This is a genomic window from Yersinia hibernica, from assembly GCF_004124235.1.
GTDB lineage: Bacteria > Pseudomonadota > Gammaproteobacteria > Enterobacterales > Enterobacteriaceae > Yersinia > Yersinia hibernica.
In genome coordinates this window covers 2406002-2430698 of sequence record NZ_CP032487.1, presented here as the reverse complement: position 1 = coordinate 2430698, position 24697 = coordinate 2406002, and the positions used below count along the sequence as shown (strand labels likewise).

Here is a 24697-nt window from a genome sequence, read left to right as displayed (position 1 = left end):
TCACTCAGCGAATGGAGAAACCGTTGGTCAACACACAGCGGCGTTGACGTGCAAAAGTACGCGCCGAGGTGGTGCCCTCTCCGGTCGGGGTGGCGATGGTAAAGGTGGTAAAGCCCTCGCCACCCACGCCAATCCCAGCATAGGACGGGCCATTTTTCACAAAGATAGAGGTTTGCAGCAGACGCGCCGCCAGGTTTAGGCGCGAAACATTCTGCGAATGCATGGTTGCGGTGTGATGCAAGCCTGCTTCCACTTGCAATGCCAGTGTCAGGCCAGCATCAAAATCCTTTATCCGCACCACCGGCAACAGCGGCATCAATTGCTCGGTGGTGACCAGAGGGTCGTCACCGGCCACTTCAACCAGTAACAGGCGCGGTGCTTTCGCCGGGCAGGTTAGCCCCGCGGCTTTCAGTAACTCTGCCGGGCTTTTACCGACCAGATTTTTATTAGCATGGCCCTGTGGTGTCAGGCAGGCTTGGCGCAGGCTGTCGACCTCTTGCGGATCACTGATTAATAAAGCATCGAAAGCTTGCATTTGTTGTAATAGGCGGTCGGCAACACTCTCCACCACAATCAGACTTTTCTCTGCAATGCAGGGCAGGTTATTGTCAAAGGAGGCACCGGCCACAATATCCTGCGCCGCTTTTACTAATTCGGCGGTTTCATCCACCAGGCATGGCGGGTTACCGGCCCCGGCGCCAATCACTTTTTTGCCACTTTTCATTCCCATCGCCACAATGCCCGGCCCACCGGTGATTGCCAGTAAGGCAATTTTATCGTGCGCCATCATCTGTTGGGTGGCTTCAAAGCTGGGGTCTTGCACCGTCACCACCAGATTGCGGATGCCGCAACTGGTGAAAACTATCTCTTCAATTTGGGCAATTAAATCCAGTGATACTGCTTTGGCTCCAGGGTGCGGGCTGAAATACACCGCATTACCGGCAGCTAGCATGCTGATGCTGTTGTTGATAATGGTCTCGGTTGGATTGGTGCTGGGGGCAACAGAACCAATGACCCCAAATGGTGAGAATTCAAATAACACCATGCCGCCATCACCGGTAAGCGCAGTGGTCGATAAATCTTCAATCCCCGGGGTGTTTTCCAATGCAGCTTTATTTTTCAGGAATTTATCTTCTTTATTTCCCATGCCGGTTTCACTGGCACCGCGCTCAGATAAAGATGCAAGCTGTGGTTTAAGCTGTTCGCGGATGGCGCTAATTATGGCGCTGCGGGTTTTCATCGGGCTTTGTTGGTAGCGCAAAAATGCGCGGTGGGCGGCATTCACTGCTTCATCCACGCTGGCAAAAATAGCGCTGGAGGCAGACGCAGGTGCGGGCGTCAGTTGCTCGGTGAGGATAGTGCGAATGAGAGATTCAAGGTCATTGGTGTTCATTATTCATTCCTCAGGTGTAAAGCCGATATGGCCGCTTCTGCAATGTGCATATCTTGTTCGACGCTGCCGCCGCTGATCCCCAGCCCGCCGACCAATTGGCCATCGCGCCACAGTGGGTAACCGCCGCCAAAACTCACCACTTTGCCGCCGGTGCTGGCCTCTAATTGGAATAAGTCAGCCCCCGGCTGAATGGCATGGCTAAGTTGATGGGTGGCGGTTTTTAAGGCCACGGCGGTCCAGGCTTTTTTCGGTGCCAGCTCACTGCTGACCAGCAGGGCATTGGGCATGCGGTAGGTCATAATCATGTTGCCGTGGCGGTCAGTCAGTGCCACCACCACTGCAATTTGTAATGTCATCGCGGCATGAACCGCCAGCTTAACTAACTGATGGACCGCGGAAAATCCGAGTTCTGCTGTGGCAATATTGGCTGGCGCTGTGGCAGCGATTGGTACAGACGGCAGCTCGGTTGCCGCCAAATAACGGGCCACGACAGTTTGTGCGGTTTGCTGCAATTGTTGGCGCTGGTCTTCATCACGCGCCAGTGCATACAGGCAATCGGATAGCCGGTTTAGGTATTGCAACAGCACCGGGCGCACCGGGATTTGTTCTGCTAGCTCAATCAGCCGCCGTTCGCAGCGCCGTGCTAGGGTGCGGGCAAAATGCAAGCGGCTGCCGGCCTCGCTATTACCGGGCAGGATAAAACTGTGAACCGGTGGTAACTGTGCCATGCAGCGGTCTACCGCCTGTTCCAGCGCATGAATGTCTTGCTCATGAATACTTTTGCGCCCTGCGGGAGGCGTTGCTATGCCCTCGCTGGCTAGTTCAGCACTGAAATAAAATAGTTGGTGCTGTACGGCGTCCAGTAGCTGAAGATTTTCCTCGCCCTGTGCCGCACGGGCACACAGACTCAGGGCTGCATTCAGTTCATCCAATGTGCCGTAGGCTTCTACCCGTGGGTGACTTTTTTTCACCCGTTGGCCAGTGAATAGGGCGGTGGTGCCTGCATCGCCAGTTTTGGTATAGATACTCATAAAATCACCCGCGCAATCAGTAAGAGCATTCATCGACGATGGCGACGATGGCCAGGTCGATGGCATCATTTGGCTCGGCAAAAACACGCCGGGCGCTGGAACCGCCGGACAGCAACACTAACTCGCCTTGGCCGGCACCGACTGAATCGACCGCCACTTCATCCGGCGTGTTGCTATCCGGTGGCAGTGACCCATCACCGGCCACACGGCGCACTAACAGCAGCTTCTTACCAATCAGCGTCGGCGATTTTTGCGTTGAGACCACGGAACCTACCACTCTGGCCAGTTGCATGATTTACTCCTGCCTTAACAGTTGAATGTGACGGGCTAACAGCTGGTCTTTTGCCAGCGGTGTCACCAGCGTAGGGTGGTCGATAAGCAACCAGCCGGGGTCGAGTGTGGCGAGATCGCGATAGCTCAACACCTGGCCTGCATAAAACCGTACCGCCATGCCTTGGCTGTCACTGAAACTCAGCGGCATACGGCGCAGTGCCGCAGCGGGCAGCGCTGGCAATAGTTGGCGCTGCAAACTGATATGCACTTTCATGCCCCATGACCATGCTTCGTTCAGGGCCGCTACCGCCGGGCAGCGGGTGTCGGACTGTGCTAACCGGCAGATAAATGCCAAGTCCGGCAACATTAAATGCAGCGTGGCATGGTGGATGAATAGCGCAGGATCAAGCCCGGCGCGGAGCTGGGGCAGCAGCAAGGTATGCACCCGGCGTTCGCGCTCAACTAACCGCGTGACAATCTGGCTGACCAGTTGTTCGGTTTGTGCCTGCGTTAAGTTCATGGCTGCGTTGCCTGTGATGGCGTTAACAATGTGGCAAATGCCGCCGGATCATCGGCACCTGCCGCATTGGCCTCGTCGGTATCAATGTGCATTTCCAGTTTCATTTGGGGTGAAACGCGGATAACCACATCATCCATAATCAGCCGCCGACCACTGCCTTGGATTGCCACCTGCACTCGGTCACCGTGTTTGACCCGATAGATAAGGGCGTCCAGCGGTGACATATGGATATGCCGCAGTGCCACAATCACGCCGTGGGGTAACTCCAGTTCGCCGTATGGGCTGACCAAGCGGATAGCCGGAGTGTCGTCCAAATTACCCGACATGCGCAGCGGCGCATTGATACCCAAAGTGCGGGCGTCGGTGCGCGAAATTTCTACTTGGCTGCGGCTGCGTAATGGCCCCAGGATGCGAACATTGTTTAAACTGCCTTTTGGCCCGACCAAAGTGACCGTCTGTTCGGCGGCAAATTGGCCGGGTTGTAGCAGCGCTTTTTTCTCGACCAGCGGCTGATTGGGAAATAATTGCTGGTAGTCCTGCACCGCGAGGTGCAGGTGTCGGTTGGAAACCCCAAGTGGGATCGGACGAAGACGCATTTCGTCGAGGATCTTACTGACAACGGGTTCCAGTAACGCTTTTTCCATCAGATTTTTCCTCGTTTACCTAAGTGGATACAGCGAAAGCGAGGCTCGCCTTTATGGCGTCGGCAAGCCGGGTCGAGGCAGAGATTGCAGCTCACACGCACAGCCGGCTGGGCCTCACTTTCTGCACTCTTTTTTTCCGCGTTCAAGGCTATTGCCGGGGCATCGTCGGTGGCGGCAGGCCGAGGGGCTGCTGCCTCTTCAACCTCCGCCTGCTCATCGGCGGACACTTCAGAGATAACAACCTCGATGGCGACCTCGTGCGCAACTTCGCTCAAGGTTGGCGCTTTGGCGGCTATCGGCTCACATTTGGGCGCTTGCCAATGCGCCATTAACGCATCTGCCGGGCGGGCCAATACTGCGTGCGAGACTAAACCATGGTGTTGTTGGGCAAGGGCGACACCGCTGTTGATTGCCGCCTGTACCGAGGCCACATCACCGGTCAGGCGGATTAACATCCAGCCAGAACCGTTGGTTTTTTCAATCCCGGTAAGGGTGACGGATGCCGCTTTTGCCATGGCATCCGCCGCGCCTATCGCCAGCGCTAGACCGTTAACTTCAAGTAAACCCAGTGACGTTTTCACGCTGTGTTCCTCTTCTTAACCCTTAGGCAGAGGTCGGTAAAATGGCTTCTACATCGCTGTGCGGGCGTGGGATAACATGGCAAGATTTCACCTCACCCACCGCGCTGGCTGCTACAGAACCGGCGTCAACCGCTGCTTTTACTGCGCCGACATCGCCACGGACCATCACTGTGACCAGGCCAGAGCCGATTTTTTCGTATCCCACCAGCTGTACGTTGGCAGACTTGACCATGGCGTCAGCCGCCTCAATAGCAGCGACTAAACCTTTGGTTTCAACTAAGCCCAATGCGTTGTTCATATTTCATTTATCCTTTTATGGGTTGTGGCTATAACTTAAACGGTAAACCTTTCACCAGTCGGGCGGCATTGTTGCCTAGCCGCCGTAGTGGGTCTGAGTCTTGTGCCCACGCTTGCCGAAACAGCGGGCTGGTGGGCGGTAAATTGCGAAAATGCAGCACGATTTCGTCGGCAGAACACGCCAGCCCCACTAATAATGGGGAGCGGGTCGCCGCCTGCCAGGCGCGTTGTACGGCATCACCCTCGTCGTCTTGCTGCCATTGCCAGGGAATTCCCTCCTCTTCAATTCCCAGTAATATCGGGTGCCAGACCGCCTCGGGTATTGACGAGGTTAGGCTGATAACAATGGCGGGTGCATCATGGGAAAAGTTCATCGGCCACTCTCCCGCTGATAGGCCAGAATCAGCCCGGTTGCCACCGCATTACGTGGGCCTTCACTGGCGCGAATATTGCCGCGACCGGCCACCAGCTTGTAGTGGGAGAGGGCGTCGGTGACCAATTGCGGGATTTCAAAGTCCAGCGACGAGCCGCCAACCAGCACCACGAAGGGGATATCGCGGATATTGCCGGTCGGGCTGACTTGGCGTAGGGCGCGAAGCGCATTGGTGACGAACACCCGCTGTTTGGCGGAGCGGCGGATATTGCGCACTTTTTCCAGTGCATAATCACCCGGCAGTGGCACCAGCCCCTCGGGTTTGACGACCACTAATCGGGCAAAAACCTCGGGCGGCAGCGGTTGTGGGAAGAACTGCACACTGCCGTCTTCATGGCGCAGATGGAATAGACTTTCCACTTTTGCCAATGGATATTTTTTGATGTCTTCGGCTAAATAGCGGTCTTGAAGATCCAGCTCAGAGGCAATGATCATCGTGACCATATCCCCAGCGCCGGCCAGATGGGTTGCCACGATTTGGCCTTGGGCATTGATAATGGAGGCATCGGTAGAGCCCGCGCCCAAATCGAGGATGGCGAGTGGCCGCCTTGTCCCTGGTGTGGTCAGCGCGCCGAGTATCGCCGCTTCGGCTTCCGCCCCCCCGACTTGTACATCAATGTTCAGGGTCTTTTCGATCTCACTGGCGATATGCGCCATTTGCAGACGATCAGATTTCACCATGGAGGCGATACCCACCGCCTGCTCAAGCGAGAACTCACCCGCCAGCCCGCCAATGACATTAACTGGCACGGCGGTATCAACGGCCAGTAGGTCTTGAATGAAGATTTCATTGGTGGGTTTGTTGGTCAGCTCCGCCATGGTCTGGCGCACGTGTTCGAGCATGCCGCCGATATTGGTGCCCGCTTCGCCACTCACATTGTCCAGATGCCGAAAGCGGTTAACTGCGGTCATAATGGCCTCTGCTCCGGTGGCAACATCCACGCGGACAGTACGGCCATCGGCGAATAACTCCAGATGCCCGGCCGGGATGGAGCGGGCTTTAACATCCCCTTCTGGCGTTTTCACCACTACCGCCGAGCGCGTGCCAATCAACGCGCGTGCCACGGGAACAATATTTTTGGTTTCTTCGGCACTGAGTTCGAAGACCGTGGCAATACCATAAGGGTTAGAGAGGGTTTCAATCACCTGACCTGGCATGGCAACTTCAACCGCCGCCAGCATGCCCATTGGAATGCGGTCGATATGCAGCACTTCATCGACGATGGGCAGTGGATTATTTAGGCGGTTGCTGACCAGAACCCCATCATCGCGTTGCAGGATAATCGCGCTAATGCGGTATCCGGCACCGCTGGCGGCATTAACCACCGCAGCGACATCAGCAAAATCCACTGCGGATGGCACCACCAGAATGTAAGGTTGGGCAGGGTCACGGGTGACCAGCTCATCAAGAGTGATAGTCAGCCCGACCCCCAACCCCAGCCCTCCGGGGGTTTTCGGGTTGTGGCCGATCATGGTGGATTCAGTGATAATGGTTTCAGTGATAGTTTCCATCGCCACATCACCAATTACCGGGGTTGCCTCGTTAATACGGATCAGACTGATATCACTGAGCGCAATACCGGCCTTTTCCACCAACAAATTCAGCGCCTTATTAATGCCGAAAATGTTGCGTTGCGTCCCTTTTATACCGGTGGTTTCGGTTAGGGTGCTGGTAACAAAGTGCAGCTGACCATCAGTCATGCATTGTGCCAATGCGACTTCTGTTGATGAGTTGCCGATGTCTACCCCGACGATGTAATCCATATCTCTTACCTTAAGTTGCTGACAGTAACACCCCACTGATTTAGCCGAGGTGAGCGAAGGGCCTATATGTCTAGGGGCGCTCCGGCGGCTCACGCCGCTACGACCCCAACGACCTATTTCCCTTCGTTTGATATCGCCAAATTAATCGTCGCCTTTTAGCTTCTTGCGCTGGACATACAAAACGGCGGCTTCGCGCACGAAAGCAGCGCAAATAATCGCTTTGTAGGTCTGTTCCAAGTCATCGGCGATGGCATGTAACTCTTCTTTGCTGGAGCGGTATGGGCGCAGGGCGTTGTAGATATCCAGCACCTTGTCATCGGGCACCGCGGTCAGCTCGGCCGCACGTTCGAAGTTCATTGCCAGCAGTGGGCGACCGGCATCTTTGGCGATAGATGCCTGAATACGCAGGATTTCTGGGGTAATACGTAAATCCTGTGAAGTCACACTGCCATTCAGCACGTTAGCCAATGTCAGGTCATCTAGCGTTTTGTTTGTGGCGGTTTTCACCCAATCAGGGTGTTTATTCGCCAGCGGATAATCAGCGACTTTGGCATCACTGCGCGAACTGACCGCTGGAGCACAAGCTGCAGTTGGCGTTTGGCCTTGTAAGCTGTTCATCTTGCTCAGCACATCGCGAACCATGGATTCAATAGCTTCGGAATTCATTGTGTTTTCCTTTGTTAAAGCGCCACCCGGAGTTCCTGAGGATTCTTGCCAGTCACCACATATTTGGTTTCTTTAATGTGCAGAATCGCGGATTTGGCCTGATATTTTGGCCGGGCCATTTGGTCATTTAGGGTCGGAACCGGTTGTGGTGATTCCCGTTTGGCATAGCGGGCGGCGTTTTTACCAATCAGGCGATAGGTTTCCAGTGTCAGCAGTGGGGCCTGTGGAAACAGCTCTAAGTTGGAGAGCGGTGGCAGACCTTGCTGGTGAATCACCGTGGTGCCTTTTGACTGGATGCCGATAGAGATCCCCGAGCCGCTCAAGCGGTTGCCCTCAACTGCGACAAAGGCCACATCGGAGGATTTAAAGCAGCGGATGACGCGTGCTTTGATACCTTCTTCTTCGATTCCGGCAATCACTTCGCGCAGAATATTTTTGTGCGGTATCCCGACGATATTGGCGGTTTGCGACAATCCAAATGCCGGGCCGACAGCAATAATGACTTCATCCTGCTGGGTGCCTGGACGCGCTTCCCCCACTTCAGTGAGAAAATCCCCTGAAGCCACGGCGGTTGCCGTTGGCGCAGCTTGGGTCTCTTGCTTAAAGGAGACGGTATTCTGGTCTCCCTGCATTTCCTGCAATACGCCTTCAATAATTTGGCGTAACAGTTTTTCGTTAATATCCACCATTTCGTGAACCCCTTAGCCAAGCTCATTTGGATCAAGCGCGTTTGGAATATTTTTAATTTCTTCCCAACGTGCACCTTCCAGCCGGTAACCGGTAGCTGGCCCTGCGTAGTCATTGACGTCATTCACCGCTGACAGCACCTGGTTATCACCTTTGATAATGGCCGAGGTATGCAGGTAGTCACCGGCAATCTTGGCTTTCTGGATGTTGAGCATGTCTTGCGCCACATCTTCAAAGCCGCCTTGCGCCAAGGCTTTCACGACTTCCAGACCGGTGCGGTTTTTGCTGATAACTTCTTGAGCAAATTTGATGTCTTCGACGATATTGCGCTCTGGCATATCTTTTGAGCCGTGGGCATAAGTTGCCGCAATCACCTCTTCGTCAGTGATAGGCGGCAGGCCCATTCCGGCAAATACAGCTTGCAGAGCGCGTGCAGCTTTATTGCGAATCGCCACCACATCCGCTTCCAATACCGGGCGCAGGCCGCCATCCACTTTCAGGTCGCGCTGCATGACGTTGTAATCGTCAAAGTCTTCGGCATCTTCGTTGGAGCCGGCGAACATGTTGTCGTAGTTCGGCACCGCCGAATAACCGGAGGAGATAAAGTCAGTACCCGGCAGGAATTGCATCAGCAGACGAGCGGTACGGCGCATATCTGAGTGGGTAAAGGTCTGGTCGTTACTGGAGGCACATTCCAAATCCAGCGCCGAACAAATCAGGTTTTCCGCCAAAATGGCGCGAATGCCCGATGGCACCGCTGATGGCACGCCGACACAGCTGACAGAGCCGTTTTGCAGCCCCTGAACCCCGGCGGCTTTGGTGATATAAATGCAGCGCGCTTCCAGATACAGCATGGATTTTCCCTCGGCGTAGCCCATTTGAACTTCGGAGCCGGAACCGGAGGTAAAGCGCATTTTTAAGCCGCGTGATGCATAGGAAGAGGCCAGGAAACCTTTTGACCATGGGGTATCGTCGCCGTCGGTAAATACCGGCTCAGTGCCATAAACTGAAATGGTTTCCGCGTAACAGGTGTGGCCCAGCATCCCCAGTTTCAGCTCAGTGGCTTCCTCCAAAGAACATTGAGTCAAAACTCCTGGGCGGCCCACTTGCGAGCCAACCAACAGCGCAATAGCATTGAATGGTGCGTAGCGGGCTACCGCCACGGTGGTTTCTTGCTCATCAAAACCGCGGAATGCACCCTCGGCGGCGTCGGCGGCAATTTGCACCGGGTTATCTTTCACGTTGGTGACGTGGGCTTGCTGTGATGGGGTACGACGGGCGCGCATTTTCTGCATCGACATCATCATTTCCACCACATTCATGTGGGAAACCACCTCGACGATTTTGGCCGGTGTCATGGCGGTCGTCAGCGGCACAATGGTGCGGCGCGACACATTGGGGTCACACAGCATATTGGCCAACTTGACGGAATCCATCTTCATCACTTCTTCCGCATGCTCTAGATTGATACCGTAGCGGGCGATAAAGTGGTCAATTAGGTCGAAACTGCTTTGTGGCTTGCCGTCGAGCTCAGTCACCACGCCGTTCACAATTTTGATGGATGGTTTTGGGTCGTTCGGGCTTTCCATGGCAATAAAGCCTTCTTCGATCCACTCTTTGACAAAACCGTCCTGATTAACCGGGCGTTTTGCCAATGCTTCAAATCTTTTCGATTTCATGAAACAGCCTCACTGTGGCATCAGATATAAGAAGGGCGGTCATTTTTCGGTTCAGCGCCTAAGGTGGCTAATACCGTTTTGCCGATCTCACGGGCAGAAATCACAGCCTGGCGAACCGCGCCAGAGTCACCGGAGATAACCAGAATCACTTCGTTACTAAAACTGGTGCCCTGTGCCGGTGAGCTGTAAGCCACCACATCAACATTGGCGGATTTAACGGCGGTATCGGCCATCAAAACACCGATGGATGCCGGTGCGCCGACAATCACACCACAAGAGCGCCCCAGCGGTGCGCCGAAAGCTTTTTCTAATGCATGACTGGCGCGGGCGCTGTATTGCAATTCAATGTGGCCCGCTTCATTGGCGTAAACATCGCCGAAAGTCCGGTCCAACTCTTTCAGTGCTACTTCCACCGCACGTTTGACGTCAGAAACGTCATCGCCACCGAAAATAATCAGCGAACCATGGCCAGCGCCACCCTTGGTATCGCGTGGTAATTCAATGCTGACCACTTCGGTATTGGTGGCTTTTACTGCTTCATCCGCCGCCATGATGTGCGGGCCAGCGCCAGTGCGAGCGCCCAAAATACCAATGGAGCGATAACGTTTTTCGAGCTTCATTGCATCTAGTAAGGCGCTATCGACGTTGGCGATTACCAGTCCGACCGTGTCACCGATCGCGGTTCCAACAAATTCCGTTAAACTGCAAGTTTTCTCAGCCATAGCCGTATCTCGTTGTTTATAGGATGGTTGTTTATTGAATGATGGTTTATCAAATGATGGTGCAGAAGACGCCGGAGCGTGTTCACCGACTTTTGCTATCACCTGCGCCATAATTTGGTCGACCAGGTCATTGCTTTTCATTGGCTATTTCCCTTGGGTAAAAATTTCTCAACATCGGTGTGTGGACGTGGGATGACATGGGTAGATTTCACTTCCCCCACGTTAGCGGCTGCAATTGCGCCAGCATCAGTCGCCGCTTTTACCGCCCCGACGTCACCACGTACGATGACAGTGACCAGGCCGGAGCCAATTTTTTCATAGCCTACCAACGTCACATTGGCCGATTTCACCATGGTGTCAGCAGCTTCAATGGCAGCGGTCAACCCTTTGGTTTCCACCATTCCTAGTGCTTCTTGTTGCATAAATACCTCGACGGAATATCAGATGCCGTGTTCTGGCTTGGATTGTCATGTTCAGAAATAACGTTGTCAGGTTCGTGCTGGAATTGAATATACAAACAAGCAATGAAAAAGAATGGCTGTAATGAATTTACTGGCGAGAATGGTTAGCGACGAAATAACAAAATATTGTCACCATAAACATTAACTTATTATTTTTTAAGTCTATTTAATAATTGATGAGTGACAATAATTGGCTATGGCAGATTCAAAATTAAAATTTAAGTGGTGACAGGCGATATTATCTTTGGTATTTGCGCGCATTAACATAAAGGAAGAGTTGGCTCACATAAAATGAGAAACTGCGAGCTTGATAACAATAATAGAAAGAATAAATGGCAAGAAAGTCACATTATTAAATTCAGTTCTAACTGGTTTATTCTCAGGGCATTGCGGTTGTTTTATGACGACGCAATAGCAATAATTTGTTATTGAAACTCTAGTTTTTGTTTAATGAATGGCAGATTACGACAACACTTTCATTTTCTGTCTCTTTATAGTGGTTGAGTCAAGGGCCGTGCATTACTGAACACAACGTATTAATCATAATAACTTCAAGCAGGGTAACCCTATGAACGACTCACTCAAAGCCCAGTGTATGGCAGAATTTCTTGGCACCGGGCTGTTTTTATTTTTTGGTATTAGTTGCTTGGCGGCAATGAAAGTGGCCGGTGCTAGTTTTGGCTTGTGGGAAATCTGTATTGTGTGGGGGCTTGGAATTTCACTGGCCGTCTATTTGACTGCCGGGATTTCTGGTGCTCATCTTAACCCAGCCATCACCATTGCTTTATGGCTGTTTGCCTGCTTCCCAGGCCGTAAAGTTATTCCTTACAGTGTTGCGCAAATTGCCGGGGCTTTTGGTGGTGCGGCGCTGTCTTATATGCTGTATCACAATTTATTCACTGATTTTGAAACGGCACATCAGATGGTGCGCGGCAGTTTGGATAGTCTGCAACTGGCCAGTATTTTCAGTACCTTCCCATCACCGGCTATTAGTGTATGGCAAGCCGCATTTGTTGAAATCATTATTACCTCAATTTTGATGGGGCTGATTATGGCATTGACGGATGATGGCAATGGTGTTCCTCGTGGGGCATTAGGGCCGCTTTTAATTGGTATTCTGGTGGCGGTGATTGGTGCGGCGACTGGCCCATTAACCGGTTTTGCTATGAACCCCGCGCGTGATTTTGGCCCTAAAATATTTACTTTCTTTGCCGGGTGGGGGAAACTCGCGATGACCGGTGGTCGTGATATTCCTTATTTCATCGTTCCTATTGTGGCCCCTATTATTGGTGCTTGCTTGGGTGCAGCTGTTTACCGCTTCTTTATTGGTAAAAACCTGCCGTGCAAGACCTGTAAGTTGGATGATGAAGAAATAGTAAATTAGGCTATTAAAAATTAATGATGATTTCCTCATCTTGGGACTGCAAATAGGTATTAAGATGAGGGAATTTCGTGATCTATTCTGGTTAATAGACTGATTATAGTCCCCTGTTGATTATGACTCTGGTAAAGTGAATTGTTATTTTCCTTCATTTCACTAAAGCACAAACCTCGACAGGGATATGGGTTTTCCACATTGCAAATAGGAATGAAAATATAACAAAGCAGCAACACATTGTTCATTACAGGGATGATTTATAGTAACAAACGAAACTTAATAACAATAAATTAAAATTAACTGAGAGGTTTTATCATGATTTCTGCCAGTTCTCTAAACTCAGAGCTCATAAATAAAATCGCGCAGGATTTTGCTCAGGCAACCGGGCTGGCTGTGGTCGTGGTGAATATTCACGGCGAAGAAATTTCTGACCTCTTTAACTTCACCCCATTTTGTCAATTGATGCGCCAAGACCCGGTTAACCACCTGCGTTGCCGAATGAGTGATCGCTGTGGTGGCCTTGAAGCCTCAAAATCCAATGAGCCTTGCATTTACCGTTGCCACGCCGGGCTAACGGATTTCTCTATCCCGTTAGTTATCGCCGGCCATTTGGTCGGGTTTGTGCTATGCGGTCAGGTGCGGCTACATTCGGATGTTTACTTAATTGATATCCTTAGTGTTGATAATCACTGGCAACAGAATCCGGCACTGATGGATGAATTCCACAATGTGCCCATTATGGATTTTTCTCGGGTGATTGCTTCAGCGGATTTACTGAAGTTGATTGTGGAGAATTGCCTCAAAAAGCATCTCAACTTTGTGGTTATCAATGACAATATGGGCAGCAAAGAACCGGGTAGAATACGCCCGGTTCACCCCCACGACAGTAAAATGAAGAAAGCATTGCGCTATATTGACACACATTTATCGGAAGAATTGCGGTTGGAAGAAGTGGCCGCGAAGGTTTATCTCAGCCCTTACTACTTCAGCAAATTGTTTAAAAAATATCAGGGCATCGGCTTTAATGCCTGGGTCAATCAGCAGCGGATGGCTAATGCCCGTGAGATGTTGCAACACAGTGACTGGAGCATTGCCAGTATTGCCAAGAATTTAGGTTTTTCCCAGACCAGCTATTTCTGCAAAGTGTTCCGTCAGACTTACAATGTGACACCGCAGGTATTTCGCTCGCTTTCTTCTGAGCGTAGCGAAATGGAATGACAGTTATTGATCTAATATCAATTGGTCATGCTATTCACTCAAGATTATCTATTTAAAAATTAAACCTAGTATTAATAATATAAAATAAATAATGGCAATTTATTGCTGTTTTTTTTAACTAAAATGTCATCATAACTTATTGTTTTTAATGGTTAATAATCATATTCAGTGACAATTATTTGTTATGGTTTAGCAAAAAAATTATTCGCAAAAAATAAAATTAACCATTTTTTCCGATCAGAAAGGCGTATATTAATTTTAAGGAATTCTATCAGGCTATCAATTAATAAATGGCCTGTTATAACAGTGTAAATAAAGAGATAAATTACATAGTAAGAAAAGAAATTAATAACAGAGTCTACTGTAATTAGATAATTTCAGTTACTGAAATGGTTATGTCGTGTACTTGCACTAAAGTCACGATTGGGAAGGGGGTGACAATCCCCCGCAGCCCCCGCTGCTGTGATGCTGACGAACCCGCTGAGACCACTGATCCATAGGATTGGGAAGGTAGCGGGGGAGGATGAAGCTAAGCCAGAAGACCTGCCAAATCAGTAAAAGAGTTTCAACTCCTTCGGTGGGAAGCGGGTTGTCATCAGATGCGCGCAGCGGTGTCGTTGCGTAACTGCACCTTTTTGACCCTGCAAATCCCGCTTGAAATGGCGGGATTTTTTTATGCAACACTCAGGCAAACAAGCATTTATCATCGCAGGCACCGGCAGTGGATGCGGTAAAACTACTGTCACGCTGGGTATTTTGCGGGCGCTGATGGCGCGTGGATTGTCGGTGCAACCTTTCAAAGTCGGGCCGGATTATCTGGATACTGGCTGGCATACCGCCGTCAGTGGCGTAATTTCGCGCAACCTCGATGCCTTTATGCTGCCATCCGCTACCCTCAATGGGTTGTATAACCAGCATATGTGCCATGCCGATGTTGCGGTGATTGAAGGCGTCATGGGGTTGTATGACGGCTATGGGACTGATCCTGATTATTGCAGCAGTGCGGCGATGGCCAAACAGTTGGGCTGCCCGGTTATCTTGTTAGTTGATGGCAAGGCCGTATCAACCTCGGTTGCCGCCACCGTGCTCGGTTTTTGCCAATTTGATCCTAATCTCCACATTGCAGGCGTGATTGTTAACCGCGTCAATTCAGATAATCACTATCAACTTATTCGCCATGCCATAGAACACTATTGCGGCATTCCAGTATTGGGTCGTTTGCCGGTGATGGAAGATGTGGCATTGCCATCGCGCCACTTAGGGTTGATTCCGGCGCAAGAGCGCGGCGGACCAACTGGCAAACAGCCAGATAGCGACCCACGTTGGCAACGGCTGGCTCAGCAGGTTGAAGAATTTATCGATCTGGACAGATTGCTGGCTCTGACTTCTGCCACTGAACTCCCGGTGGGCACCCCGCCCGCATTACCCCCGCAGGCCTTGGCTGATGGCCTAACATTGGCCTTAGCCGAAGATGAAGCTTTTAATTTTTACTATCCCGATAACTTGGATTTGCTAGAGCAAGCCGGGGTGCGCATCCAACGTTTTAGCCCCCTACATGACCGCCATTTGCCCGCCTGCCAGATGATTTATCTGGGGGGCGGTTACCCGGAAATCCACGCCCCGGTGTTGGCCGCTAATACCGCGATGCATGCCGCATTACAGCAAGCCCACCGGCAGCAAATCCCGCTGTATGCCGAATGCGGCGGCTTGATGTATCTGGGCGAAGGTTTAACTGATGAGAATGGGCAACGCCATTCGATGGTAGGAATCTTGGCCGGTGACAGCCGGATGGGAAAACGTTTAACCCGCTTTGGCTACTGCCAAGCACAGGCCAACAGTGACACGTTATTGGCAGCACAAGGCGAGATTTTACGCGGTCATGAATTCCATTACTCCGATTTTACCAGCCCATTGACGCCAGTTTTTGATAGCAGCAAGTGGCGCGATGGTGCAGTTATCCAGCGCTGGCGCAGTGGCTATCAAGTAAAACGGACTCAGGCCAGCTACCTGCATATTCACTTTGCTCAACGCCCCGGTTTACTGGATGGCTGGCTGACTGCCGCCCGGAGTGTGCTATGACCCTGAGCGCATGGTTTGTTGCTTTCTTATTGGACCATTGGCTGGGTGACCCGCCGCACTGGCCGCATCCGGTGCGCTGGATTGGCAACCTGATTACTCAACTGCAACGAGTCATCCGCGCAGTCTGCCGCAGTGAGCGGGCGCTGAAGTGGGGCGGGGCGGTGCTGTGGTTGCTGGTGGTCGGTATCACCGGGCTGACCAGTTGGGGGTTTTTATGGCTGATGACAGCGATTAACCCGTGGCTCGGCTGGCTGGCGCAAGTGTGGATGATTTACACCTTGCTGGCCGGGCGCTGTTTGAGTGACGCGGCACTGTTGGTGTTTACTGCGCTACAGCAGGGGTCATTGGCGCAAAGTCGCGAAAAACTGTCATGGATTGTCGGGCGGGATACTTCGCAACTGGAAAAACCGCAAATTACCCGCGCCGTGGTGGAAACCGTGGCGGAGAACAGTGTTGATGGCGTGATTGCACCGCTGTTTTTCTTAATGTTGGGCGGTGCGCCGTTGGCAATGGCCTACAAAGCGGTCAATACCCTTGATTCGATGGTGGGATACAAAACACCGAAATATCGGTCGATCGGGTATGTCTCGGCGCGCATGGATGACTTGGCAAATTGGGTTCCAGCACGCTTGAGTTGGTTGCTACTGAGTGCCGCCGCCTGGCTGATTCAGGCCGATTATCGGCAGGCGCTGCGCATTGGCTGGCGTGATCGTTATCAGCATTCCAGCCCGAATTGTGCTTGGTCAGAAGCCACGGTGGCGGGTGCGCTGGGTATCCGCTTGGGCGGCCCAAATGACTATTTTGGTGAGCGAGTAGAAAAACCCTGGATGGGTGATGCGCGGCGTGACGTGGCCCTGAGTGATATCCCGCGCAGCATCCATTTGATGACGATGGCGTCGTTATTGGCTCTTTTACTATTCGCATTGGCTAGGCTGCTGTTGGCCGGGATTTGATAAGGATAACCCCATGAGCTATATAAAGAATCCACAAGAAATCGAGCAAAACAGCTTTGCTATTATTGGTGACATTATTGCCCATGAACGGCCCGATTATGTGTTTGTCAGTGAGATGCATGAAGCGGTTATCAAACGGGTTATCCACACCACAGCCGATTTTGACTGGCTGGATATTCTGCATTTTTCACCGGAGGTATTGAGCCGTATTGCGAAGGCTATCAGCCGGGGGTGTACCTTATACACCGATACCACCATGGCGATGTCGGGCATCAATAAAACCCTGCTCAAGCAGATGGGCTGTGAATGCCGCTGCTATATCAGTGACCCTCGCGTGGTAGAAAGTGCGCCAATACAGGGTATTACCCGCTCGATGGCGGCGGTGGATGTTGCGTTGGCAGAACCCGGTGAACAGCTATTTGTCTTCGGCAATGCGCCAACCGCGTTATTCCGCTTATTGGAGCGGCAAGCCACGCCGGTGGCGGTTATCGGTGTGCCGGTCGGTTTTGTCGGGGCGGCAGAATCCAAAGATGCGCTAGTTGACAGTGATTTGCCCTGCATTGCCGCACTGGGGCGCAAAGGGGGCAGTAATGTGGCAGCGGCCATTGTCAATGCCATCCTCTACCAGTTACGGGGGGCGGTATGAGTGACAGTCTGACCAGTGCTGACATTATGCAGCAAAACCAGCCATTAGACAGCATTTGGCATAATGGCAAGCAATACCGCAAAGGCTACACCACCGGTTCTTGTGCCACGGCGGCGGCGAAGGTGGCCGCACTGATGGTGTTGCGCCAGCAAGTGATTGATCAGATTTCTATTGTCACTCCCTCTGGCATCACCCTGTGTTTGAATGTTGAGCAGCCTTTGATTGAAGGCCAGCAGGCAACTGCGGCGATTCGCAAAGACGGCGGTGATGATGTTGATGCCACCCACGGCATGCTGATTTTTGCCCGCGTGACACTCACTGAACTTACGGAGATTACCCTCCGTGGTGGTGAAGGGGTGGGGACGGTCACCCGCAAAGGAATTGGTCTGCCGCTGGGCAGCAGCGCCATTAATCGCACCCCACGCCAGACTATCGAAGCCGCTGTGCGCGAGGTCATCGGCCCACTACGCGGTGCAGAGATAGAAATTTTCGCGCCAGAAGGGGAAGAACGGGCAAAGAAAACCTACAACGGGCGGTTGGGGATTCTGGGCGGCATTTCCATCATCGGCACCACCGGCATTGTGACGCCGATGTCAGAAGAGAGCTGGAAACGCTCATTGGCGCTGGAGTTGGAGATGAAACGGGCGGCGGGTGAAGATCGCGTTATTTTGGTGCCGGGGAATCACGGCGAGCGTTTTGTTCGCGACCATCTGGGCCTCGATAGTCAGCGGGTGGTCACCATGAGTAATTTCGTCGGTTATATGTTGCAAGAAACAGTGCGGCTGGGCTTTCGCCACGTCCTGTTAGTGGGGCACCCCGGCAAATTAGTCAAAGTGGCCGCCGGTATTTTTCACACTCACAGCCATATTGCGGACGGACGGATGGAAACGCTGGTGGCGCATCTGGCCTTACTGGGCGCGCCGCATGCGTTATTACTTGAAGTTAATCAGTGCGATACCACAGAAGCGGCAATGGAGTTAATTGCCGAACAGGGCTGGCAGCAGGTGTATTCGCGCATTGCGGTGCGCATTTGTGAACGGGTCGCTGAAATGATGCGTTTTTCCGTTAATCCACCCCAGTGTGACGCCATTTTATTCTCTTTTGATAATCAGGTGCTGGGCAGTAGCCGGCCACTGGATGAGATTGTGGAGGCGCTCCGATGATTACTGTGGTGGGTATTGGCCCCGGTGATACTCAGTATCTGACTGCGCAAGCGCGGCGGGTTATTAACCAAGCCGAGGTGCTGATTGGTGGTAAACGCCACTTGGCAACATTCAGTGGCAATAGCAAAGAGTCGCGCTTACTGGATTCTGATCTGCTGGGGTTATTAGAGTGGCTGGATAGCAACAAAAATCGCGCCATTGTGGTCTTGGCCTCCGGTGATCCTCTGCTGTATGGCATCGGGAAATTATTGGCAGCGAACTTCAGCGCCGAGGAGTTGCAGATCGTCCCCGGCATCAGCGCAATTCAATATTTGTGCGCCAAAGTCGCGCTGGACATGAATGACCTTTTCCTCACCAGCAGCCATGGCCGCGAACCGGATTTTGACTGGATTTTCCAGCACGACAAAGTGGCGATGGTGACCGATGGAATTATTGGCCCACGGGCCATTGCCGATGCGCTGCACCAACGTGGCCTATCTCGCACCCTAATTATTGGTGAAAACCTTTCGCAATCCAACGAGCGCATCCACCGCCTGCCGGCCGATCAAGTGGCAGCCCGTTATGACATGAATGTGGTGGTTATCCTCAATGAAAGATGAATTGTTCTTACGCGGGCAAAAAGTCCCGATGACCAAAGAAGCGGTGCGGGCATTGGCCTTGGAGCGATTGGAATTGCCGAGTGCCATTCACCTAATTGATGTCGGTGCCGGAACCGGCAGTGTGGCGTTGGAGGCTGCGCTGCGTTTCCCCCATTTACGGGTGAGCGCCATTGAGCGCAATCCGGCTGCCCTTGAATTAATTGATGAAAACCGTCAGCGGTTGGGGTGCAGCAATGTGGCCATCATCGCGGGCATCGCGCCACAGCCATTGGCGGATAAAGCCGATGCCATTTTTATCGGCGGCAGCGGTGGCCATTTAACGGAGCTTATCGACTGGGCGCTGATGATGCTCAATCCCGGTGGCCGCCTGGTTCTGACCTTTATTTTACTCAATAACCTCAATGAAGCATTAAGCCATTTACAGACCTGCGCCGTCAGCGAGTTGGATTGTGTGCAATTGCAACTCGCCACTCTAACCCCTCTGGGCAGCGGGCACTATTTTAAACCGAATAATCCTACTTATCTTATTTCCTGCCACAAGGAGGCGAGCAATGTCTGAGCAGCCTAATGCCGTATCGACAGCGGTTACACAAACATGGGATACGCAAAAAGTCTGGTTTGTTGGGGCCGGGCCGGGTGACAAAGAGCTGATTACCTTAAAAGGTTACCGCCTGCTGCAACAGGCACAGGTAGTCATTTATGCCGGGTCGCTTATCAACACCGAATTGCTGGCGTATTGCTCCCCCCAAGCGGAGTGCCACGACAGCGCGGGTTTGAATTTGGAGCAAATCATTACGCTGATGGTGGATGGCGTGCGCGCGGGCAAATTGGTGGTGCGGTTGCAAACCGGCGACCTCTCTTTGTACGGCTCGATTCGTGAGCAGGGCGAGGTCTTGGGTGAACATGGCATTGGCTTTGTCTCGGTGCCGGGGGTCAGTGCTTTCTTGGGTGCGGCGGCGCAACTGGGTGTGGAATATACCGTCCCGGAAGTGGCGCAAAGTTTGATTATCACCCGGATTGAGGGGCGCACCCCGATGCCGCCATTGGAACAACTGGAAGCTTTTGCGGCCCACCAAACGTCAATGGCTATCTTCTTGTCAGTACAAGAAATGGACCGCGTTGCCGAGCGTTTAATTGCCGGTGGCTATCCCGCCAATACGCCGGTCGCCGTAGTGTACAAAGCGACATGGGCGGAAAGCCGCACGGTACGCGGCACATTGGCCGATATCGCCGAGTTGGTTCAGGCGGCGGCGATTCATAAAACTGCACTGATTTTGGTGGGGGCATTCCTTGGCGATGAATACCACTATTCCAAACTCTATGATGCGGGGTTCAGCCATGAATATCGTCAAGCCTGAATCTATCGCCGTTTTTTGCTTGACGCCCGGTGGCGTGCGGCTGGCGCGGCGTTTGCAAACCCATTTACCGCTGACCTGTTTTACCAGTGACAAGCTACTGGAGCCGGGCTTTTTGCCGTTCAACGGCAGTTTTGGCGATACCCTACGCGAGGCGTTTAAACAGTATTCGGCGCTGGTGGTGGTGGGGGCTATCGGCCTGACCGTTCGGGTTATTGCGCCATTAGTTAAGGACAAAATGACCGACCCTGCGGTGGTGGTGATTGATGAGCGCGGGCAACACGTAATCAGTTTATTGTCGGGTCACGTGGGGGGGGCAAATACACTAACTCGCTATCTGGCGGGCCTTTTGGGGGCAGACCCGGTGATAACCACCGCCACCGATGTTAACGAGATGGCCGCGCTGGACACCTTGGCAACCCAGTTGGATGCCGAAATGCAGGATTTCCGTCACGCAGTCAAAGTGGTCAATCAAATGCTGGTTAGCAGCCAAAAAGTTGGGTTGTGGTGGGATACCCCTCTGCGGGTTGAACGCGCGCGCTGCGATACCCGCGGGTTTATCCCGGTTGATTCTCTGGATGCATTGCCGCAACTGGACGCTTTAGTGTGCATCACCCTGCGTGACACTCTGCCGCCACTGCCATTACCTGTTTACAAGCTGGTGCCGCGCCGGGTGGTGGCGGGCATTGGCTGCCGCCGTGCGACGTCACTGCAAACATTGGTTGAATTGCTGCAACAGCAAATGGCAGAAAATCATTTCGATATCATGGCATTGCGCGCTATTGGCAGTGTCACTATCAAGAAAGACGAACCGGCGCTACACCAATTGGCTCAGTGCTGGCGGGTGCCGTTTGAACTGTTTAGTGTCGGCGAACTGAGCCGCCATGAGCAACGTTTCCCTGCTTCTGATTTTGTCCGCCAAACGGTGGGTGTCGGCAGCGTTTCACAACCCGTCGCCTGGCTAATGAGTGACGGTAAATTGGTTGGCAATACTCTGCGCCAGCAGGGCGTCACCATCACTTTGGGAGTATCGCATTAATGTTAACCGTGATTGGCATCGGGCCGGGCAGTGAATCGATGATGACCCAGGACGCTATCGCCGCTATTCGCGAGGCGGAAATTATCGTCGGTTATAAAACCTATACCCATTTGGTTAAGTCCATGACCCTAGATAAACAGGTGATTAAAACTGGCATGTGTAAAGAGATTGAGCGCTGTCAGGCGGCCATTGATCTGGCCATGGCGGGCCATAACGTGGCGCTTATCAGCAGTGGTGATGCGGGTATTTATGGGATGGCGGGCTTAGTGCTGGAGCTGGTTACACAGCAACAGCTTGACCTAGAGGTGCGGCTGGTGGCTGGGATTACCGCCAGCATTGCTGCGGCCTCACTGCTCGGCGCGCCGCTGATGCATGACTTTTGTCACATCAGCCTGAGTGATTTGATGACGCCATGGGCGGTGATTGAAAAGCGCATTATCGCGGCGGCGCAGGCAGATTTTGTTATCTGTTTCTATAACCCACGCAGCCGTGGCCGTGAAGGGCACTTGGCGCGGGCATTTGAGTTAATGCAGCCGTGGAAAAAAGCTGAAACACCGGTCGGCGTGGTGAAAGCGGCAGGGCGTAAAAAGCAGGAAAAATGGTTAACCACTCTGGCAGCCATGGATTATGAGCCGGTAGACATGACCAGTTTGGTGATTGTGGGAAATCAGGCCACTTATTGTCGTCACGGGCTGATGATTACTCCGCGGGGCTATTCATTATGATGGGCGATGCGCTATGAGCAAGGATTATCCGCCGATCCATATCTTTGGTGGCACCAGTGATGCGCGGCTGATTTGTCAATTACTGGACAGCGCAGGCGAGCGCTACAGCCTATCGGTTGCCACCGATGCTGGCAAACAACTGGCGGGGGATATTGGCGGCGAGATATTGGTAGGGCGGATGGATGCGGCCGAGATGGCTGATTTCCTTATCAATAGACACCTATTGTGGGTGATTGATGCTTCGCATCCCTATGCTGATTTGCTCAGTGACAATGTGGCTACCGCTTGCCGGCAAGCTAATGTGGCGCTAACCCGCTATCTGCGCCCCAGTGAAATTGAAGCGCTCAATCACCCCCTGCTCTACAAAGTGGACAGCATTGCGGCCGCCTGCGCTGTAGCACAGCGGCTGGGGCCGCGAGTGTTGCTGACGACTGGCAGTAAGCAGTTAGCTGAGTATCAGCAGCAATTGATAGGTAAAACCTTATTCGTGCGGGTGCTGCCAACAGCAGAAGTATTGAGCCAATGTGAGGCGCTGGGATTGGGGGTGGATCAGATTATTGCACTGCGCGGGCCATTTAGCATGCAATTCAATCAAGCATTGTATGAGTTTTGCGGGCCGGATGTGGTCATCACCAAAGAATCGGGCGCACAAGGTGGTTATCAGGAAAAAGTGGCTCCCTGTCTGGCATTGAATATTCCCTGCATTGTGGTGCTACGCCCGGCCACAGTGGTGTTGGGGGGCATTGGGCAACCAGTGACTTCATTGGATGAAGTTACCCAGCATCTGATGCACTGGCAGCAACAACGAGGACAATAAAATGAAAAAGGCACTGTTGGTCATCAGTTTCGGCACCAGTTACGCACACACCCGGCAAAAGAATATTGATGCCTGTGAGCAGCAATTGGCTGCGGCTTACAGCGATCGTGATGTGTTCCGTGCATTTACATCAGAAATGATTATTCGCAAGCTGCGCAAACGCGATGGCCTGCTTATCAATAACCCGCGAGAAGCACTGAAACTCTTGGCTGAGCAAGGCTACCAGGATGTGGCTATTCAATCTTTGCATGTCATTAATGGCGATGAATACGAGAAAGTGGCTAATGAAGTGCGCAGCTTCAGTGAATGTTTCCACCACTTGGTATTGGGTACGCCGCTGTTGAGTCGTTTTGCCGATTATCAGCAATTACTGGTGGCGCTCCAGGCGCAAATGCCCCCACTGGCGGCTGATGAGCGCGTGGTATTTATGGGCCACGGTGCCAGTCACTATGCCTTTTCGGCTTATGCTTGCCTGGACCATTTAATGACCTCTCTGAACTTCCCCGCCTTGGTCGGTGCCGTCGAAAGTTACCCGGAAATCAGTCAGATCATTACCCGCTTACAGCAGCAGGGGGTGCGCAAAGTTCACTTAATGCCATTGATGTTGGTGGCCGGTGACCACGCTATCAATGACATGGCCTCTGATGAGCCGGATTCATGGCAATCACAACTGGAGCTTGCCGGCATCCGTGCTCAGTCATGGCTGCAAGGTTTGGGGGAAAACCCCTTGATTCGCCAGATGTTTGTCGAACATTTAGACCATGCTTTACAACAAAAACAGCAGGAGGCGGCGTAATGAGCGGCAGACTTTATGCATTAGGAGTTGGCCCCGGAGCCAGCGATTTAATCACCGTACGAGCCGCCAGATTACTCGGCAAGCTTGATGTGCTGTATGCCCCGGCGGGGCGTAAGGGCGGCGACAGTCTGGCATTGTCGATTGTGCGGGAATATTTATCCCCCCAAACCGAAATCCGCAGCTGCCATTTCCCGATGAGCGCTGATGACCGCGAAAAACAAGCAGTTTGGGATGAGGTGGCGCAACAGTTACAGGCGGAAGTTGCCAATGGCCGTCAGGTCGGGTTTATCACCCTTGGCGACGCCATGTTATTTAGCACATGGGTATTTTTGCTAGAACGTATTGGTCGGCCAGATTGGTTGGAAATTGTACCCGGCGTGACCTCCTTTGCTGCCATTGCCTCGCGCGCCGGTTTACCGCTGGCAATGGAGCAACAGTCACTGGCGATTATGTCTTGCACTGCCCCGGAAATTGAACTGGAGCGCGCACTGCGTGACCACGACTGTGTGGTGCTGATGAAAGTTTATGGCCGTTTCGCCCGAATTCAGGCGCTGTTGGGCCGATTAAACCTGTTCCCACATGCGCTCCTGATGTCGGAAGCCTCATTGCCCGGGGAAGTGTGCTGGCGTCAGTTAGATACCATTGCCGCTGACCAGCCATTGCCCTATTTCTCGACTATTTTAGTGAATAAGCAGAAATTAGTTATTTAATAACAGTAAGTTAAAAATAATGAACCGTTCAGTTTTTTAACCGATATCCAAAGTGATTGGAGCAACTA

Annotated in this window: 28 protein-coding genes and 1 riboswitch; of the genes, 14 read left to right on the top strand and 14 right to left on the bottom strand. The window is 52.5% G+C overall.

All coding sequences use genetic code 11. The features are described from left to right. Positions 1-4 precede the first annotated feature (4 nt). The 14 genes from D5F51_RS11505 to pduA all read right to left on the bottom strand — a co-directional run bounded on the left by D5F51_RS11505 (position 5) and on the right by pduA (position 11112). Complete coding sequence (locus D5F51_RS11505; RefSeq protein WP_129196843.1) at positions 5-1393, bottom strand: aldehyde dehydrogenase family protein; 1389 nt, start codon at positions 1391-1393, stop codon at positions 5-7. Further along, positions 1393-2424: a cob(I)yrinic acid a,c-diamide adenosyltransferase gene (locus D5F51_RS11500; protein ID WP_129196841.1), complete on the bottom strand. Its 1032-nt coding sequence runs from the start codon at positions 2422-2424 to the stop codon at positions 1393-1395. Before D5F51_RS11500 ends, D5F51_RS11505 begins: the two co-directional genes overlap by 1 nt. A 16-nt stretch (positions 2425-2440) precedes the next feature. Next, on the bottom strand, positions 2441-2716 hold the full coding sequence (locus tag D5F51_RS11495; protein ID WP_004699362.1) for a EutN/CcmL family microcompartment protein: 276 nt from the start codon (positions 2714-2716) through the stop codon (positions 2441-2443). A gap of 3 nt (positions 2717-2719) precedes the next feature. Further along, positions 2720-3217, bottom strand: a complete 498-nt coding sequence (pduM, locus tag D5F51_RS11490; RefSeq protein WP_087769152.1) for a microcompartment protein PduM — start codon at positions 3215-3217, stop codon at positions 2720-2722. Then, a complete protein-coding gene (locus D5F51_RS11485) occupies positions 3214-3861 on the bottom strand; it encodes a phosphate propanoyltransferase (protein WP_129196839.1) in 648 nt (215 codons plus the stop codon). The genes pduM and D5F51_RS11485 overlap by 4 nt, the downstream gene beginning before the upstream one ends. Beyond that, positions 3861-4442 (bottom strand): BMC domain-containing protein, encoded by a 582-nt coding sequence (locus D5F51_RS11480; protein ID WP_129196837.1) that lies wholly within the window; start codon positions 4440-4442, stop codon positions 3861-3863. Before D5F51_RS11480 ends, D5F51_RS11485 begins: the two co-directional genes overlap by 1 nt. A 22-nt stretch (positions 4443-4464) precedes the next feature. Further along, positions 4465-4740: a propanediol utilization microcompartment protein PduJ gene (gene pduJ, locus D5F51_RS11475; protein WP_087769155.1), complete on the bottom strand. Its 276-nt coding sequence runs from the start codon at positions 4738-4740 to the stop codon at positions 4465-4467. A gap of 28 nt (positions 4741-4768) precedes the next feature. Continuing rightward, positions 4769-5113, bottom strand: coding sequence for a glycerol dehydratase reactivase beta/small subunit family protein (locus D5F51_RS11470; RefSeq protein WP_129196835.1), 345 nt, complete (start codon positions 5111-5113; stop codon positions 4769-4771). Beyond that, positions 5110-6936, bottom strand: coding sequence for a diol dehydratase reactivase subunit alpha (locus D5F51_RS11465; RefSeq protein ID WP_129196833.1), 1827 nt, complete (start codon positions 6934-6936; stop codon positions 5110-5112). The genes D5F51_RS11470 and D5F51_RS11465 overlap by 4 nt, the downstream gene beginning before the upstream one ends. Positions 6937-7077: 141 nt before the next feature. Continuing rightward, a complete protein-coding gene (gene pduE / locus D5F51_RS11460; RefSeq protein ID WP_129196831.1) occupies positions 7078-7602 on the bottom strand; it encodes a propanediol dehydratase small subunit PduE in 525 nt (174 codons plus the stop codon). A gap of 14 nt (positions 7603-7616) precedes the next feature. Further along, on the bottom strand, positions 7617-8288 hold the full coding sequence (locus D5F51_RS11455) for a propanediol/glycerol family dehydratase medium subunit (RefSeq protein WP_025377819.1): 672 nt from the start codon (positions 8286-8288) through the stop codon (positions 7617-7619). Between the two features lie 15 nt (positions 8289-8303). Next, positions 8304-9968, bottom strand: coding sequence for a propanediol dehydratase large subunit PduC (gene pduC, locus D5F51_RS11450; RefSeq protein ID WP_025377820.1), 1665 nt, complete (start codon positions 9966-9968; stop codon positions 8304-8306). A gap of 20 nt (positions 9969-9988) precedes the next feature. Then, positions 9989-10831, bottom strand: a complete 843-nt coding sequence (gene pduB / locus D5F51_RS11445) for a propanediol utilization microcompartment protein PduB (protein WP_129196829.1) — start codon at positions 10829-10831, stop codon at positions 9989-9991. Beyond that, on the bottom strand, positions 10828-11112 hold the full coding sequence (pduA, locus tag D5F51_RS11440) for a propanediol utilization microcompartment protein PduA (protein WP_004090398.1): 285 nt from the start codon (positions 11110-11112) through the stop codon (positions 10828-10830). The genes pduB and pduA overlap by 4 nt, the downstream gene beginning before the upstream one ends. 607 nt (positions 11113-11719) lie before the next feature. Here pduA and pduF point away from each other — a divergent pair. From pduF to D5F51_RS11370, 14 genes are all read left to right on the top strand, one after another. After that, positions 11720-12535, top strand: coding sequence for a propanediol diffusion facilitator PduF (gene pduF, locus D5F51_RS11435; protein WP_129196827.1), 816 nt, complete (start codon positions 11720-11722; stop codon positions 12533-12535). Positions 12536-12844: 309 nt separating this feature from the next. Further along, on the top strand, positions 12845-13747 hold the full coding sequence (gene pocR / locus D5F51_RS11430; RefSeq protein WP_025377822.1) for a transcriptional regulator PocR: 903 nt from the start codon (positions 12845-12847) through the stop codon (positions 13745-13747). A 373-nt stretch (positions 13748-14120) separates the two neighbouring features. Beyond that, positions 14121-14312: riboswitch (cobalamin riboswitch) on the top strand. A gap of 110 nt (positions 14313-14422) precedes the next feature. Continuing rightward, the gene (locus tag D5F51_RS11425; RefSeq protein ID WP_087769160.1) at positions 14423-15826 is read left to right on the top strand and encodes a cobyrinic acid a,c-diamide synthase CobB; all 1404 of its coding nucleotides are present in this window, start codon (positions 14423-14425) and stop codon (positions 15824-15826) included. Continuing rightward, on the top strand, positions 15823-16779 hold the full coding sequence (gene cbiB / locus D5F51_RS11420) for an adenosylcobinamide-phosphate synthase CbiB (protein ID WP_129196825.1): 957 nt from the start codon (positions 15823-15825) through the stop codon (positions 16777-16779). The genes D5F51_RS11425 and cbiB overlap by 4 nt, the downstream gene beginning before the upstream one ends. A 13-nt stretch (positions 16780-16792) precedes the next feature. Next, positions 16793-17425, top strand: a complete 633-nt coding sequence (locus D5F51_RS11415) for a cobalt-precorrin-8 methylmutase (protein ID WP_025377824.1) — start codon at positions 16793-16795, stop codon at positions 17423-17425. A 26-nt stretch (positions 17426-17451) separates the two neighbouring features. Continuing rightward, complete coding sequence (gene cbiD / locus D5F51_RS11410) at positions 17452-18588, top strand: cobalt-precorrin-5B (C(1))-methyltransferase CbiD (protein ID WP_391592383.1); 1137 nt, start codon at positions 17452-17454, stop codon at positions 18586-18588. Continuing rightward, positions 18585-19187: a cobalt-precorrin-7 (C(5))-methyltransferase gene (locus tag D5F51_RS11405; protein WP_129196821.1), complete on the top strand. Its 603-nt coding sequence runs from the start codon at positions 18585-18587 to the stop codon at positions 19185-19187. Before cbiD ends, D5F51_RS11405 begins: the two co-directional genes overlap by 4 nt. Continuing rightward, the gene (locus D5F51_RS11400) at positions 19177-19746 is read left to right on the top strand and encodes a decarboxylating cobalt-precorrin-6B (C(15))-methyltransferase (RefSeq protein WP_129196819.1); all 570 of its coding nucleotides are present in this window, start codon (positions 19177-19179) and stop codon (positions 19744-19746) included. Before D5F51_RS11405 ends, D5F51_RS11400 begins: the two co-directional genes overlap by 11 nt. Then, positions 19739-20545 carry a cobalt-precorrin-4 methyltransferase gene (locus D5F51_RS11395; RefSeq protein WP_025377828.1) on the top strand — a complete coding sequence of 269 codons (807 nt, stop codon included), beginning with the start codon at positions 19739-19741 and terminating at the stop codon, positions 20543-20545. Before D5F51_RS11400 ends, D5F51_RS11395 begins: the two co-directional genes overlap by 8 nt. Beyond that, positions 20526-21581 carry a cobalt-precorrin 5A hydrolase gene (cbiG, locus tag D5F51_RS11390; RefSeq protein WP_025377829.1) on the top strand — a complete coding sequence of 352 codons (1056 nt, stop codon included), beginning with the start codon at positions 20526-20528 and terminating at the stop codon, positions 21579-21581. The genes D5F51_RS11395 and cbiG overlap by 20 nt, the downstream gene beginning before the upstream one ends. After that, entirely contained in the window at positions 21581-22306 is a 726-nt protein-coding gene (locus tag D5F51_RS11385; protein ID WP_087769161.1) for a precorrin-3B C(17)-methyltransferase, read from the top strand. The genes cbiG and D5F51_RS11385 overlap by 1 nt, the downstream gene beginning before the upstream one ends. A 13-nt stretch (positions 22307-22319) precedes the next feature. Beyond that, entirely contained in the window at positions 22320-23123 is an 804-nt protein-coding gene (locus D5F51_RS11380; RefSeq protein ID WP_129196817.1) for a cobalt-precorrin-6A reductase, read from the top strand. 1 nt (position 23124) lies between these two features. After that, positions 23125-23919 (top strand): sirohydrochlorin cobaltochelatase, encoded by a 795-nt coding sequence (gene cbiK, locus D5F51_RS11375; RefSeq protein WP_025377831.1) that lies wholly within the window; start codon positions 23125-23127, stop codon positions 23917-23919. Continuing rightward, entirely contained in the window at positions 23919-24629 is a 711-nt protein-coding gene (locus D5F51_RS11370) for a cobalt-factor II C(20)-methyltransferase (protein ID WP_025377832.1), read from the top strand. Before cbiK ends, D5F51_RS11370 begins: the two co-directional genes overlap by 1 nt. Positions 24630-24697: the final 68 nt, after the last annotated feature.

Excerpts from the sequence above, each read along its gene's own strand:
- cbiB (WP_129196825.1), top strand. The coding sequence starts at position 15,823 with ATGACCCTGAGCGCATGGTTTGTTGCTTTCTTATTGGACCATTGGCTG.
- D5F51_RS11380 (WP_129196817.1), top strand. The coding sequence starts at position 22,320 with ATGAGCAAGGATTATCCGCCGATCCATATCTTTGGTGGCACCAGTGAT.
- cbiK (WP_025377831.1), top strand. The coding sequence starts at position 23,125 with ATGAAAAAGGCACTGTTGGTCATCAGTTTCGGCACCAGTTACGCACAC.
- D5F51_RS11415 (WP_025377824.1), top strand. The coding sequence starts at position 16,793 with ATGAGCTATATAAAGAATCCACAAGAAATCGAGCAAAACAGCTTTGCT.
- pduE (WP_129196831.1), bottom strand. The coding sequence starts at position 7,602 with ATGAATTCCGAAGCTATTGAATCCATGGTTCGCGATGTGCTGAGCAAG.
- pocR (WP_025377822.1), top strand. The coding sequence starts at position 12,845 with ATGATTTCTGCCAGTTCTCTAAACTCAGAGCTCATAAATAAAATCGCG.
- D5F51_RS11370 (WP_025377832.1), top strand. The coding sequence starts at position 23,919 with ATGAGCGGCAGACTTTATGCATTAGGAGTTGGCCCCGGAGCCAGCGAT.
- D5F51_RS11385 (WP_087769161.1), top strand. The coding sequence starts at position 21,581 with ATGTTAACCGTGATTGGCATCGGGCCGGGCAGTGAATCGATGATGACC.
- cbiD (WP_391592383.1), top strand. The coding sequence starts at position 17,452 with ATGCAGCAAAACCAGCCATTAGACAGCATTTGGCATAATGGCAAGCAA.
- D5F51_RS11470 (WP_129196835.1), bottom strand. The coding sequence starts at position 5,113 with ATGAACTTTTCCCATGATGCACCCGCCATTGTTATCAGCCTAACCTCG.
- D5F51_RS11500 (WP_129196841.1), bottom strand. The coding sequence starts at position 2,424 with ATGAGTATCTATACCAAAACTGGCGATGCAGGCACCACCGCCCTATTC.
- D5F51_RS11485 (WP_129196839.1), bottom strand. The coding sequence starts at position 3,861 with ATGGAAAAAGCGTTACTGGAACCCGTTGTCAGTAAGATCCTCGACGAA.
- pduF (WP_129196827.1), top strand. The coding sequence starts at position 11,720 with ATGAACGACTCACTCAAAGCCCAGTGTATGGCAGAATTTCTTGGCACC.
- cbiG (WP_025377829.1), top strand. The coding sequence starts at position 20,526 with ATGAATATCGTCAAGCCTGAATCTATCGCCGTTTTTTGCTTGACGCCC.
- pduA (WP_004090398.1), bottom strand. The coding sequence starts at position 11,112 with ATGCAACAAGAAGCACTAGGAATGGTGGAAACCAAAGGGTTGACCGCT.
- pduJ (WP_087769155.1), bottom strand. The coding sequence starts at position 4,740 with ATGAACAACGCATTGGGCTTAGTTGAAACCAAAGGTTTAGTCGCTGCT.
- D5F51_RS11425 (WP_087769160.1), top strand. The coding sequence starts at position 14,423 with ATGCAACACTCAGGCAAACAAGCATTTATCATCGCAGGCACCGGCAGT.
- D5F51_RS11395 (WP_025377828.1), top strand. The coding sequence starts at position 19,739 with ATGTCTGAGCAGCCTAATGCCGTATCGACAGCGGTTACACAAACATGG.
- pduC (WP_025377820.1), bottom strand. The coding sequence starts at position 9,968 with ATGAAATCGAAAAGATTTGAAGCATTGGCAAAACGCCCGGTTAATCAG.
- D5F51_RS11505 (WP_129196843.1), bottom strand. The coding sequence starts at position 1,393 with ATGAACACCAATGACCTTGAATCTCTCATTCGCACTATCCTCACCGAG.
- D5F51_RS11495 (WP_004699362.1), bottom strand. The coding sequence starts at position 2,716 with ATGCAACTGGCCAGAGTGGTAGGTTCCGTGGTCTCAACGCAAAAATCG.
- D5F51_RS11465 (WP_129196833.1), bottom strand. The coding sequence starts at position 6,936 with ATGGATTACATCGTCGGGGTAGACATCGGCAACTCATCAACAGAAGTC.
- pduB (WP_129196829.1), bottom strand. The coding sequence starts at position 10,831 with ATGAAAAGCAATGACCTGGTCGACCAAATTATGGCGCAGGTGATAGCA.
- pduM (WP_087769152.1), bottom strand. The coding sequence starts at position 3,217 with ATGAACTTAACGCAGGCACAAACCGAACAACTGGTCAGCCAGATTGTC.
- D5F51_RS11400 (WP_129196819.1), top strand. The coding sequence starts at position 19,177 with ATGAAAGATGAATTGTTCTTACGCGGGCAAAAAGTCCCGATGACCAAA.
- D5F51_RS11405 (WP_129196821.1), top strand. The coding sequence starts at position 18,585 with ATGATTACTGTGGTGGGTATTGGCCCCGGTGATACTCAGTATCTGACT.